General features: G+C 60.8%; 10 protein-coding genes. 4 read left to right on the top strand and 6 right to left on the bottom strand.

What is annotated here, in order from left to right; genetic code table 11:
* The first annotated feature begins 88 nt into the window (after positions 1 to 88).
* Genes AC1DD5_RS08645 through AC1DD5_RS08635 form a run of 3 tightly spaced genes read left to right on the top strand, consistent with a single transcriptional unit; the run spans position 89 to position 3,699 of the window.
* The gene (locus AC1DD5_RS08645) at positions 89 to 1,117 is read left to right on the top strand and encodes a nitrilase-related carbon-nitrogen hydrolase (RefSeq protein ID WP_477518048.1); all 1,029 of its coding nucleotides are present in this window, start codon (positions 89 to 91) and stop codon (positions 1,115 to 1,117) included.
* The gene (locus AC1DD5_RS08640; protein ID WP_477518047.1) at positions 1,114 to 2,139 is read left to right on the top strand and encodes an agmatine deiminase family protein; all 1,026 of its coding nucleotides are present in this window, start codon (positions 1,114 to 1,116) and stop codon (positions 2,137 to 2,139) included. The genes AC1DD5_RS08645 and AC1DD5_RS08640 overlap by 4 nt, the downstream gene beginning before the upstream one ends.
* Before the next feature lie 12 nt (positions 2,140 to 2,151).
* Positions 2,152 to 3,699, top strand: a complete 1,548-nt coding sequence (locus AC1DD5_RS08635) for an APC family permease (RefSeq protein ID WP_477518046.1) — start codon at positions 2,152 to 2,154, stop codon at positions 3,697 to 3,699.
* A gap of 86 nt (positions 3,700 to 3,785) precedes the next feature.
* On the opposite strand, the gene AC1DD5_RS08630 is transcribed toward AC1DD5_RS08635, so the two are convergent.
* The 5 genes from AC1DD5_RS08630 to AC1DD5_RS08610 all read right to left on the bottom strand — a co-directional run bounded on the left by AC1DD5_RS08630 (position 3,786) and on the right by AC1DD5_RS08610 (position 10,382).
* Positions 3,786 to 4,331, bottom strand: a complete 546-nt coding sequence (locus AC1DD5_RS08630; protein ID WP_477518045.1) for an AMIN-like domain-containing (lipo)protein — start codon at positions 4,329 to 4,331, stop codon at positions 3,786 to 3,788.
* Positions 4,332 to 4,627: 296 nt separating this feature from the next.
* Positions 4,628 to 4,930: a DUF4193 domain-containing protein gene (locus AC1DD5_RS08625; RefSeq protein ID WP_216926976.1), complete on the bottom strand. Its 303-nt coding sequence runs from the start codon at positions 4,928 to 4,930 to the stop codon at positions 4,628 to 4,630.
* A gap of 430 nt (positions 4,931 to 5,360) precedes the next feature.
* Entirely contained in the window at positions 5,361 to 6,578 is a 1,218-nt protein-coding gene (gene lhgO / locus AC1DD5_RS08620) for an L-2-hydroxyglutarate oxidase (RefSeq protein WP_477518044.1), read from the bottom strand.
* 97 nt (positions 6,579 to 6,675) lie between these two features.
* Positions 6,676 to 7,170 (bottom strand): DUF805 domain-containing protein, encoded by a 495-nt coding sequence (locus AC1DD5_RS08615; protein WP_477518043.1) that lies wholly within the window; start codon positions 7,168 to 7,170, stop codon positions 6,676 to 6,678.
* Positions 7,171 to 7,481: 311 nt separating this feature from the next.
* Positions 7,482 to 10,382: a helix-turn-helix transcriptional regulator gene (locus AC1DD5_RS08610; protein ID WP_477518042.1), complete on the bottom strand. Its 2,901-nt coding sequence runs from the start codon at positions 10,380 to 10,382 to the stop codon at positions 7,482 to 7,484.
* A gap of 143 nt (positions 10,383 to 10,525) precedes the next feature.
* Here AC1DD5_RS08610 and AC1DD5_RS08605 point away from each other — a divergent pair, with 143 nt between their 5' ends.
* Positions 10,526 to 10,750 carry a hypothetical protein gene (locus AC1DD5_RS08605; RefSeq protein ID WP_477518041.1) on the top strand — a complete coding sequence of 75 codons (225 nt, stop codon included), beginning with the start codon at positions 10,526 to 10,528 and terminating at the stop codon, positions 10,748 to 10,750.
* Positions 10,751 to 10,859: 109 nt separating this feature from the next.
* Here the strand turns inward: AC1DD5_RS08605 and AC1DD5_RS08600 are convergent, their stop codons facing one another.
* Positions 10,860 to 12,410, bottom strand: coding sequence for an acyl-CoA synthetase (locus AC1DD5_RS08600; protein ID WP_477521141.1), 1,551 nt, complete (start codon positions 12,408 to 12,410; stop codon positions 10,860 to 10,862).
* Positions 12,411 to 12,418: the final 8 nt, after the last annotated feature.

Here is a 12,418-nt window from a genome sequence, read left to right as displayed (position 1 = left end):
TTTCCCCTTGCATCCAGCCGTGACTACCGCCATACTAAATGAACGCTATTCATTTAGTGACTGTCGTCTCACCGGAGTACATGCCCCCATGATTGAAATTACCCGCCTCGAAGCCCCGACTTCCTTGGCCCGCACCGAGCCGTCCACCCGCACCCCGCTGCGGGTCGGCGTCGTTCAGCACCGCTGGCACGCTGATGAAGCAGTCCTGCATGCCGAACTGAACGAGGGAATCGAACGCGCAGCCAAGCTGGGAGCCAGTGTTGTTTTCCTGCCTGAACTGACGCTCTCCCGCTACCCCGCAGATACCCGGCCGGAGAACAACCCGGCCGCAGGTATCCGCCCTTCAGACATCACCGAAGACCTGCTGACGGGCCCCACTTTCACGTTCGCCGCAGCGGCTGCCAGGACGTACGGCGTCTCGGTGCACGCATCGCTCTACCAGCGTGCTGAAAACCCAGACGGCTCGGATGACGGCTTGGGACTGAACACCGCGATCCTCGTCTCCCCCGCTGGCGAGCTCGTGGCCCGTACCCACAAGCTGCACATCCCCGTCACAGCCGGCTACTACGAGGACAAGTTCTTCCGTAAGGGCCCGCCCGCCGAAGATGCGTACGCCGTCCACGCTCCTGCCGAACTCGGCGGCGCACGCCTGGGCATGCCCACCTGCTGGGATGAATGGTTCCCGGAGCTGGCCCGTATGTACTCCCTGGGTGGGGCCGAAATCCTGGTCTACCCCACTGCCATTGGTTCCGAACCGGACCACCCCGACTTCGACACCCAACCGCTCTGGCAGCAGGTCATCGTGGGCAACGCCATCGCCAACGGCCTCTTCATGATTGCCCCCAACCGCTACGGCAGTGAGGGCACCCTGAACTTCTATGGTTCATCCTTCATCTCCGATCCCTACGGCCGCATCCTGGTCCAGGCACCCCGCGACGAATCCGCCGTCCTTGTGGCCGACCTCGACCTGGACCAGCGCAAGGACTGGCTCACTCTCTTCCCATTCCTGGCCACCCGCCGCCCGGACACGTACGGCCGCCTCACGGAACCCGTGAACCCCAACGCCCCGCTCGGCTCCACGGCCGAAGCCACGCCGTACCAGGCTGTATCCGCATGAGCGCCTGGCGGATGCCGTCCGAGACCGCACCCCAGGATCGTGTCTGGATGGCCTTCCCCACTGGTGGCTACACCTTGGGCGACACGGAGGAAGAGGCCCACGCTGCGCGGTCCACGTGGGCTGCCGTTGCCAACGCCATCCTTGAGTTCGAGCCGGTCACCATGGTGGTACACCCCGACGACGTCGACACCGCCGCGCGTTACCTGGACCCTCGCGTCGAGGTACTAACCGCTGAACTCAACGATGCCTGGATGCGGGACATCGGGCCGTCCTTCGTGCTTGATGCCAACAAGCAGCTGGGTGCCGTGGACTGGATCTTCAACGGATGGGGCGGCCAGGATTGGGCTGCATGGGACAAGGATTCCCTCATCGCAGCGGAGATCAGCGCTCGCGCCGATGCCCACCACATCCCCTCAGGCATCGTCAACGAGGGTGGCGGCATCCAGGTTGACGGCGAAGGCACCGTCCTGGTCACGGAGACCGTCCAGCTTGACCAAGGCCGCAACCCGGGCCTGACCAAGGCGGACATCGAAGGGGAACTGGCCCGCACCATCGGCGCTACCCATGTGATCTGGCTGCCCCGAGGCCTCACCCGCGACTCCGAGAAATTCGGCACCCGCGGCCACGTGGACATCGTGGCAGCGATCCCGAGCCCCGGAACCCTGCTGGTCCACTCCCAGCAGAACCCCGAACACCCGGACTACAACGTCTCCCGGGAAATCATCGACTTCCTGCGCACCACCCATGACGCAGCAGGCCGGGACTGGAACATCATCGAAGTTCCCGCCCCGGAAACCCTTACCGACGACGAAGGATATGTGGACTACAGCTACATCAACCACCTCGTGGTCAACGGAGGGGTTATCGCATGCAGTTTCAATGACCCCATGGACGAGAAAGCACTCCGCATCCTCGCCGACGCCTACCCCGGACGCCGCGTAGTCAGTGTTGACGCGCGGGAACTCTTTGCCCGGGGCGGCGGTATCCACTGCATTACGCAGCAGCAGCCTACGGCCATCTAGAAAGGGCCTTTCATGAGCCAGACAATCCGTAGCACGGCCTCAGGCAGCAGCCCGGCCGGCACGTCGCACGAGATCAGCGGCAAGGGACTGAAGACGGGGCAGTTGGGGCTCCTCGCCGTCGTCGTTCTTGGCATTTCAACCATCGCCCCGGCGTATACGCTTACCAGCGCGCTCGGTCCGACTGTCAACGAAGCAGGGCTGCAACTGCCCGTGATCTTCCTTATCGGGTTCATTCCGATGATCCTGGTGTCACTGGCATACCGGGAACTCAACGCAGATTCCCCGGACAGCGGCACCACCTTCACGTGGGTGACCAAAGCCTTCGGCCCCTGGGTGGGTTGGATGGGTGGCTGGGGCCTGCTTGCGGCGAACATCATCGTCCTGTCCAACCTGGCAGGCGTCGCAGTGGACTTCTTCTACCTCTTCCTGGCACAGGTTACGGGCTCCCCCGAACTCGCGGACCTTGCCTCGAACAAGGTGCTGAACGTTGCCACCTGCTTCGTCTTCGTTGCGTTGGCCGTGTGGGTGAGCTACCGCGGCCTGCACACCACCAAGATCGTCCAGTACGGGCTGGTGGGCTTCCAGTTGCTGGTCCTGGGCCTCTTCGTGGCCATGGCGTTCGCCAACTGGTCCACCTCCGAGACTGCCGTTCCCTTCAGCTGGGACTGGTTCGACGTCACCAAGATCGAGACCTTCGGCCAGATCGCGGCCGGCATCTCCCTGTCGATCTTCGTTTACTGGGGCTGGGATGTCTGCCTCACAGTGAACGAGGAAACCGCCAACGGGAAGAAGACCGCCGGCCTCGCAGGCACGCTGACCGCCGTCATCGTGCTGGGCATCTACCTCCTTGTCACCATCGCCACCATGATGTTCGCAGGCGTTGGGGACACGGGAGTCGGCCTGAACAACGAGGAAAACAGCGCCAACGTGTTCACAGCCCTCGCTTCACCGGTTATGGGTCCGTTCGCGATCCTCATGTCCCTCGCAGTCCTCTCGAGCTCGGCCGCATCACTTCAGTCCACGTTCACTTCACCATCGCGCAGCCTGCTGGCCATGGCACACTATGGCGCCCTGCCCGAGCGCTTCGCCCACATGAGCAAGAAGTTCTCGACGCCGGGCTTCGCCACCGTCGCGGCCGGCGTCCTGTCCGCGGGCTTCTACGCCGTGATGCACGTGATCAGTGAAAACGTCCTGAACGACACCATCCTGGCACTGGGCTTGATGATCTGCTTCTACTACGGGCTCACGGCCATCGCGTGTGTCTGGTACTTCCGGAACAGCGTGTTCTCCAGTGCCCGCAACTTCTTCCTGCGTCTCCTCTGCCCGCTGCTGGGCGGCGTCGGCCTGTTCGTTGTCTTCCTGCAGACCGCGGTGGACAGCTGGGCCCCGGAGTTTGGAAGTGGCTCGGAGATCTTCGGAGTGGGACTCGTGTTCGTGCTCGGCATCGGAATCCTTGCCCTGGGTGCGGTGTTCATGCTGATCATGTCCCGCGTCCGTCCCGGCTTCTTCCGCGGAGAAACCATCCGTAAGGACACCCCTGCCTTGGTTGTGCCCGAGTAGCTCTTGCCGGGAAATCGCTGGAAAGCTGCCAGTTCGCCGGAATGATCCGGGCGAACTGGCAGCTTTCGTAGGTTTTGGCGGATTTCCTACCAACGATGGGCGACGTCCACCACAAGGCGCGAACCGCCGTCGGGCCCGTCCAAAGTGAAAACGCGGAACGGAAGCCGGGCACGGACACCCAAACCGATGCTCGTGTAGCCTTCGAAGCTGCCCGCGTAAACCACCTGGCGGAACGTCTCATACCCGGAAACGTTGGACAACTCAGCCTTGGCAGCTGGATCGTACGTCAGTTGGCCGTTCTGGTTGTATGAAGGCGCTGTCACAACAACCTGCAGGTCAGCATCACCGAGCACGGGGATTGGATAGCCCGTGGCATCCTGAACCACAACCGGGACATACTGCACTGAATAGCCGGCCACCTTGCCGGTCATGTCAATCACCAAGCGGTCGTAGCAGGGCTGCTGGCCCGTGCGGACGTTGGTGACGTTGGCGGCGCTCATATCGGGGTCGGCCTTGGCCAGCGACCCCCACATGATCCCGCAATATGGTGATGCCGAGGCTGGCCCCGGTGCCACCAGACCGAGTCCGGCAGCCGCAAGGACTGCTGCCAAACCCGCTCCAAATTTCCTCATTTTTTGTGCCCCCTTCAGGCGAAGTTGATACTTCAACAGTAGGAGCGCCTTGGATGGTTTGGATGGGTTGTGGCCGCTTCGGCGCACAACCGTTAAAACGACTCAGGGGTGGTCACAGGAGAGTCATGGAAGGGGACAATTAGGCCGATTCAGGGACCCCATTGAGGGTCTTCATGCCTAGGTTCGTAACCGAAGATAACGATACCCGGGCGTTACAAAGAGTCGCGGACACGCAAAAGCCCCATCCGACCATTCATTGGCCTGACGGGGCTTGAACGTTTTGCGATGCCTGGGGGTTAGCCTTCGCAGTCCTTGCAGTACTTAAGGCCGTTCTTTTCCAAGGCAACCTGGGACCTGTGGCGGACCAGGAAGCAGGAAGAACACGTGAATTCGTCAGACTGTTCTGGTACCACCACAACGGTCAGTTCTTCACCGGAAAGATCGGCGCCCGGGAGGTCGATGCCTTCCGCGGTGTCGTTTTCGTCGATGTCGATGACTGCAGTCTGGGCACCGGTGCCGCGGGACGCCTGAAGAGCCTCAAGCGAGTCCGCGGGAGTCTCTTCTTCTGTCTTGCGGGGCGCGTCGTAATCAGTAGCCATTGGGTTCGCTTTCGTTGCTGCATAGTGCCATTTCAGGCACCTCAGTGAAGCAGTTTAGGGCATAGCATCCGCGTTAGACGAAAAGTGTGCCCAAAACAACATTCAGCAGCTTTCAAGCCAACCTTTAGGGGTTACGGCGGCTCATTCCCGAATGGGATTGAATTGCCTGCGCACTGGCGACCGTAACCCCGCTAAGCGCCGGAAGCCACGTCCAATCGGCGGGCCGCCCGTGACCCCCTTGGCCACCGTGATCGTTTGCCGGTTCCACACAATCCAGGACGTATGCGGCCCCAATCCATTGGCCGATCTTGGAGCCGATCTTCGCGCTTTGTTGAACCAACCAGGATGCTTTCATGTGGCAAAGGTATCCAGCCGTCATGTGGGGCTGGTTTCTGCGGCGTCACGGGCTTGTTAACTTCCCCGTTGGGGCTTAGTCCTGCAAAGCCTGCTGCACGATGTACTCCGCAATCGCCATCGACGACGTAGCCCCCGGCGACGGTGCATTCCGCACCAAAACCGTGTCCCTGCGTCGTGAAATCACAAAATCATCCACCAGTGAACCGTCAGCGTTCATGGCTTGGGCACGGACACCGCGCGTCCCGGGAAAAATAGTGGCACCCTCCAATGAGGGAACAAAGCGTACGGCCTCCTTGATGAACTTCTTCTTACTGACGACGGTCTGGAATTCGCGGACCGCCGACGGTACATTCTGGCGGGCAAAATTCCAGAAGCCCGGAAACAGGGTGTAATTCAGGACGTCGCGCACATCGAAGTCCTTCCAGGAATAGGCCTCGCGTCCGAAGGAGATGAATGCGTTGGGGCCCAGCATCATTTCGCCGTCGATCCTTTTGGTCAGGTGCACGCCAAGGAAGGGATGCTTGGGGTCCGGCACAGGATAAATCAAGCCCCTCACTTGTGCGCGGGTTTCCTTCCCGAGGAGGAAGTATTGCCCAAAGAACGGAACGATTCGCGGCGTTGCGGACTCCCCGGTCGCTTTCGCCAACCGGTCCGATTGAAGCCCGGCGCAGGCCACCACGAGATCGTAGTGTTCGCCTCCAGCCTTCGTGTGGACCACGGCGCCGCTCCCCTGCTGTTCCAGCGAGGTGACTTCCTGCCCAAGCCGGATCTGCCCGCCTGCGTCACGAACGTCGTCGGCGAGCGCATTGGTGATGGCCCTGTAGTCCACGATCGCTGTTTCCGGCGAGTGCAAGGCAGAAAGCCCGACGGCGTTCGGCTCCACCTCCCGTATTTGATCACCGCGCAGCATGCGTGCGCCCGGCACTCCATTGGCCGTTGCCCGCGCGAAGATGTTCTCCAGTCGTTTCGATTCTTCGGCGGTCTGCGCGATCACCACCTTCCCGCAGGCCTCGTACGGCAGATCCTTGGCGGCGCAGAATTCCTGAAGCAGGGCAACTCCCCGGCGGCAGAGCGTTGCCTTCAGCCCGCCAGGCTCGTAGTACAGGCCCGCATGGACTACACCAGAGTTGTGGCCGGTCTGGTGCTTGCCGAGCTGGTCTTCCTTCTCGTAAACCGTGACCTGGACGCCGTCGAGTTTCTTGGCCAGTTCCCGGGCCACAGCCACGCCGATAATCCCGCCGCCTATGACGGCGCAACGTCTGATGTTTTTCGGAGTTGTGTTCGTGGACATGGGAACTCCTCGTTGGGGGCCTCTGCGTTGGGGAATGAAAAGGGGCGGCACTTGGCGTGCCGCCCCTTTTAGATGGTGCTTATGGGTGCATGAACTGCTAGAAACCGCTGGGCTGGTCGAAGCGCTGGCCGGCCGGGTTGGACGGGAGGAGCATCAGTACCAGCAGGCCCAGTCCACCCACGAAGGGAACCAGACCGATGAGGGCGAGCCAGCCGCTGAAGTTGCCATCGTGCAGGCGGCGGACGATCAGCGCAATGGACGGAATGATCGTTGCCAGGCCGAAAATGACGAGCAAAATTATGCCCACGACAAAGCCACCTCCAGGCACTAATGTTCCGTCAGCTGAAACGGTTGCGCCAGCAGTGCCCAGGCCAAGGAAAATGAACTCAAGCACGAGGCCGATGACACCCAAAGCGAGGGCCACCCACCAGTATTCGCTGCGGCTCGCGCGGCCAGTGAAGGCGGTGTACTTCTTGAAGAAACGCTTTACAGCGGCGCCAATGGGTGCGCCATAGTAGGGAGCCCACAGCGGCGGTTCGCCGGCCTGTGCGCCATACGGCTGGGTGTGCTGTGGCTGTTGCTGGTAACTCACGGTGTTCCCCCGGGGTTAGGTGTGAATGATGCAATGAGACCAAACTCAGTGATGAGTCGTTGCTCATCGTAGTGCTCTCCGCGGTATTTATGCAGGTCAACGGACAAAATTAACCGGGATTTAGTTCGGGGGCGGATTATGTCGCCCCAAGCCCTCTCTCACATACCAACCCTTTTAACCCAACGTTCTCTCACATAACTGCCGATTTTGAGGCATGCTCTCTCACATATCGGCCCTTTCCGGCCTATGTTCTCTAATGGAACTCCCATTGAGGTTCGACGGCGGCACTAGCCACGCGCCGTCGTCGTACGTCATCCGTCAGATTTCTTACGCTCCCGCCGTGCCAGATCAAACTTATTGGAGGCGCCGGTTTTCCGCAGGAGACTGGAAATGTGCGAACTCACCGTTTTCTCGCTGATAAACAACGATTCAGCAATCTCCCTGTAGGTTCTGCCTGCGACGACATAGTCGAGGATGGTTGCCTCCCGTGCCGTCAACCCATGGCGGTTGCTGACTTCAGGGTTGGGCCGTGTGATGGGCGTTAGCGAGATCTTGGCTTGGTCAGCGAGTTGCTCCAAAACTCTCTGCACGGGAACGGCTTGAAGATCGCGCGCCAGTTGAAGTCCCCTGCGGAGGATCTGCGAGGCTTGGGCCTTGGCGCTGTGGCCCTGCAGGAGGAGCGATTCGGCGGCGCGTTGGCATGCATAGGCATGTTCCCAAGCCAGGGAAGCGTCCCTGCAGGCATCTGCAGTGTGAATCCAAGCATCGGCATTGGCGTGATCTCCCCGTGCACGGCCAAGTTCCGCGGCATAGAGGCTTTCGAAGGCAAATACTTGGCGTTGATACAGCTCCGATTGTTCTCCCGATTCGTTGAAAACATGAGGAAACCGCTCCTCCAATTGGACCATTTCGGAAAGCAACCCAGCTGTTGGTTTTCCTTCGTCTTTTGCCTTTTGCATGAGATCGGCAAGTGCCCTGGCTGCCAGGGGCAGCAACCATTCGCACATGGTAGGCGGCGGCCCTGGGCGCAGGGCGCCAGTCATCGCGGCCTCAAGCGAAGCAGCCGGCTGGCCGTCAAGAGCATTGACCTCTGAACGGATTGCGGCGAAGTTGAGGTTGAGATAGGCCTCAGTGTTGCCATTCACTTCTTCAGCGCGGGCTAAATGGACAAAAGCATCCTGCGTCCGCCCTTGCAAGGCATCCAGCCGTGCCGCCGTCAATCGGGCGCTCACATCCCCCATAGGGCCAGGGTCCAGCCTGATGGCGATCCGCAAGGCTGCCTGGGCCTGGCGCCAAGAACCGATGCCGAGGAAGCTGGCCGCTTCGTCCGCTGCGATCTTGGAGATGTAGGAGTGGGGAGCCTCGTGCCTGGCCAATTCCTCCCGGGCAATGTGAAGAACGTCCGCGTACTCTTGGCTGATCCAGCTCTCCTGCGAGTTGGCAAGCCAAGCAACGGCATGGAGGTACCCCCAGTAATCCCTGGCCAGGAGCGCCTCGTCCGCTGCAGTTTTGGCCAGGTTGAAGGCCTCCTCCGGGTGCTTGGCGAAGAGCTCCACCATTGAGGCGGCTGTCAGCGCGTAGGACATGGCTATGGGGTTTTTCGTCAGGCGGGCAAGTGTAAGCGCCTGTGCCGCGCTTTCGGCTCCGCCAGCGCGATCAAGCCAGAGTGCGGCGTGCGTACGCTCTGCTAAAGCCAACGCATACTGCCAGCTTTGAGGATCAGCTGCCGAAAGCTGAACGGCCCGTTCCATCTCCGCCACGTCAAAGAAGGACCTTCCTGTTGACATGGACAGATGCATCCGCCTCACCAGCCAAGCAGCCGTTTCCAAGGGTTCGGCCGTGGGTTCGGTGAGCGAGATCAACGACTCCAAAGCCTCAAGTTCAGCTGTCTGGTCACCGGAACGGAATGCGGCGTTCCGCACCTGGCCCCAAAGTTCACGGAGAATCTCCGGCACCATGCCCGCTTTGTCCGTGAGCTCCACTGCCCTACGGAACATTCGCAGGGCATCACCCCAGTTTCCGAGGTGGACATGTTCCGTGGCTGCACGAAGAGTCCATTGATAGGCGGACGCCCATCGTTCAGCGTGGTAGTGGTGTTCGGCCAAGGAGGCGATCGTCCCGGAAGTACGCTGTAGTCCCAATGACAAGGAGTTCTCATAAGCATCGGCAAAAGCTGAATGCCAAGAGCGCCTCTCCTCGCCGTCCATGCCCTGCTCGAGCATCTCCGCGATGAGTGGATGGTGAAACCAGTAAGTGCCGTCTGGCAGCAGGTCCACGATCCCCGCGGTCGCAGCTGTCTGCAGCATAGGCAAAACTGTTTCCTGGGCGATAGTTCCCCTGGCAACCGTGCGTAGTTCAGCAGCGTCTACCGATCGTCCGGCAATAGCCAGAATCCGGGTCAGTTGTTGCGCAGCTTTAGGTAGGCCCTTCCAGGATCTGAGGACGGCACCCCTTAGATCCGGCGGAAAGCCGTCCTCGAACCGCCTGCCGTTGGCTCTCATGCCCTCGATCAGGAGGCGGGTGAAGTAAGGGTTTCCGGCGGAGTGTGCGTACACATCCGTAACCAGGGACTGGGGCGGAGGCACACCCAGCAGCCGGGAGATTTGGGTAGCAGTTGCCGGCCTGTCCAGAGGCCGAAGTGTCACGAGTTCCACGCTCGGCAGCCGGCGGATGTCCGTCATCCATCGCTCAAGAGGCTGGTTTTCCGTCGGGATGTCCGAACGGACAGTGGCCACAATGCCCAACGAACGGTCTGCGGGCCCCGCGATGAGGAACATCAGGATATCCAGTGTTTGTGGGTCGGACCACTGAAGATCATCGATCACCAGGAGCACGGGTCTGGAACTGCTGAGCGTGGTCAGCCACTCGTCAACGAAAAGCGGACTGTCCACCCGTGCTTCGACCATTGCGTTACTGCTGAAGGGCACTGGCGTCCCCAGCTGGGCAGCACCGTGGAAGGCCGAACGAAGGGCTTGAAATGGCACTTTAAGTGTCGTCAGCGGCAATGCTGCCCCACTGAGAACAAGTACATCCAGGGAAGCCGTGGCACAGATCTGTCCTACCAATGCTGTCTTACCTACACCCGCGTCGCCGGACACGATAAACGTCCTGGACGCTCCAGCGCGCACGGCGTCGACCATGCCCTCGAGTTCAGCCAGTTCATCCTCCCGGCCCACCAGAGCAGGTCCGTTGGATTTGGCCCTAGTAGCCACCGTTCAAGCTTCGCACCTTGCTGACCCATGGGGTAGATCCGAGGGTATTTGCGGTGAGTTTAAGGGTGAAGTCCGGATGCCCCGGTGTGAGGGCACGACGCAGAGTGGAGTTACCCACAAGCACCACTCAAAGGACTCTTGCCATGCGTGAACCTGCTAGCCCAGCCCGGCGTCTTTGCCTCGCCCTACTCTTTGTCCCGTTCGTTTTTCTGTCCCAAGGGCAGGCAACCGCGGACGTCCCCGAGGACAAAACCCCCACAATCTACGTCAACTGCCTCCTCGAACGGATCGGCACGCAACTTGTTCGCTGCGATAACCTCACCGGCGCCGGCGTAGACGCGCCGTATTGGATCCCGGAGCAAAAGTAATCCCATCCATGGATTAGCCGCAGGACGTGAGAGAAGAACCGGCAAAACACGGCAGGACGTGAGAGAAGAACCGCCAAAACACGGCAGGACGTGAGAGAAGAACCGGGGCTCAGGACGCGAACTGCTTCTTGAGCTCCACCTTGCGAATCTTCCCGCTGGCAGTCCGCGGCATTTCCTCAACGAAAACCACGGACTTGGGGATCTTGTAGCGGGCAAGCCGTCCTTCAAGATGCGAGCGCAGCTGCTCCTCCGTCAGGGAAGCACCTTCCAGCAGTGTCACGATGGCGCGGGGAACCTCGCCCCATTTCGGGTCGGCCATCCCAATGACCGCCACACTCCCCACCTCCGGGAGTTCCGCGATCGCGGCTTCCACCTCGGCCGGATAGATGTTCTCGCCACCGGAAATGATCATGTCCTTGATGCGGTCCGAGACGAACAAGAAGCCTTCGTCGTCCTGGAAGCCCATGTCCCCTGAACGGAACCACAGCGAATCAGAGTAACTATCAGCCGTGGCTTCAGGCCTGTTCCAATACTCTTTGATGACATTTGGCCCGGAAATCTGGATCTCCCCCACTGCACCGGGAAGAGCGAGCCCACCCATCGGGTCGGCAATCCGGACGTCGGTGAAGAAGTGCGGCAGGCCTGCGGAACCGGCTTTCTCCTTGGACCTCGAGGCTGGGAGCATCGTGGCGCCTGGGGCAGTCTCGGTCATGCCGTAGCAACTCGTGAAACCAATGCCCCGCTCCTCATACGCGTCCAACACGCGCTGTGGAACAGCAGACCCTCCACAGGTGAGCTTGTCCAGGGAAGTGAGGTCCGCCGTCGACCATTCGGGATGGTCGCAGAGCATCTGGAACGTGGTGGGCACGCCATTGAGCGTGGTGACTTTGTGCTGCCCGATCAGTTTGAGGACGCGGCCGGCGTCGAACTTGGTTTCGAGCACCACTGTGGCACCTTTGAGCAGCATCGGCAGCAGGCCCATATCCAGGGAGGCAACGTGAAACAGGGGTGAAATCATCAGCGCGACGTCGTTCTTGCTCAGGTCCATGTCCACCACGGTGTTGAAACAGTTCCATGTGATGTTTCCGTGCGTGAGGAGTGCGCCTTTGGGCTTGCCCGTGGTTCCGGAGGTGTAGAGGATCATCGCCGGGTCGTCCAGGCTCACGGCTACATCAAGCAAAGTCCCGGCTGCCGCTGAAAGTACCTCGTCATAACTTTCGACGCCGGATGGCGGCTTGACCGCGGCAGCTTGGGTTCCGGCGTCGGGCAGCACTACAAGCCGGTGTGTCACCGCAGTGTCCTCCACCGAGGCAGCGGCCACCGCTTCAAGCGCCCCGGCGCTGATCAGGACCCGTGCTCCTGAATCCTGAAGTTGGAACTGCAGCTCAGGGGCGGCGAGGCGGGTGTTCAGCGGGACGAAAATCGCACCGAGCAGCCCGCAAGCGAAGAAGGTCTCAACAAACGACGAATGGTTCTCACCGAGGTAGGCCACTCTGTCGCCCATGACCACACCTCTTTCGTTCAGGGCGTTGGCGAGGCAATCGGTGCGGTCGGCGAGCTCCGTGTAACTCAGGATGCGATCCCCGGAAACGAGGGCCGTTTTGGGACCCGACTTGGCACGGCGACGGTGCAGCCAGGATCCAACTCCGTTGTTGTCCATGGTGCGGT

The sequence above is a fragment of the Paenarthrobacter sp. 10L420 genome (assembly GCF_056395385.1).
Note: the sequence above shows the minus strand (reverse complement) of the source record. Positions and strands in the feature narration are given on the sequence as shown.

Excerpts from the sequence above, each read along its gene's own strand:
- AC1DD5_RS08645 (WP_477518048.1), top strand. The coding sequence starts at position 89 with ATGATTGAAATTACCCGCCTCGAAGCCCCGACTTCCTTGGCCCGCACC.
- AC1DD5_RS08640 (WP_477518047.1), top strand. The coding sequence starts at position 1,114 with ATGAGCGCCTGGCGGATGCCGTCCGAGACCGCACCCCAGGATCGTGTC.
- AC1DD5_RS08635 (WP_477518046.1), top strand. The coding sequence starts at position 2,152 with ATGAGCCAGACAATCCGTAGCACGGCCTCAGGCAGCAGCCCGGCCGGC.
- AC1DD5_RS08630 (WP_477518045.1), bottom strand. The coding sequence starts at position 4,331 with ATGAGGAAATTTGGAGCGGGTTTGGCAGCAGTCCTTGCGGCTGCCGGA.
- AC1DD5_RS08625 (WP_216926976.1), bottom strand. The coding sequence starts at position 4,930 with ATGGCTACTGATTACGACGCGCCCCGCAAGACAGAAGAAGAGACTCCC.
- lhgO (WP_477518044.1), bottom strand. The coding sequence starts at position 6,578 with ATGTCCACGAACACAACTCCGAAAAACATCAGACGTTGCGCCGTCATA.
- AC1DD5_RS08605 (WP_477518041.1), top strand. The coding sequence starts at position 10,526 with ATGCGTGAACCTGCTAGCCCAGCCCGGCGTCTTTGCCTCGCCCTACTC.
- AC1DD5_RS08600 (WP_477521141.1), bottom strand. The coding sequence starts at position 12,410 with ATGGACAACAACGGAGTTGGATCCTGGCTGCACCGTCGCCGTGCCAAG.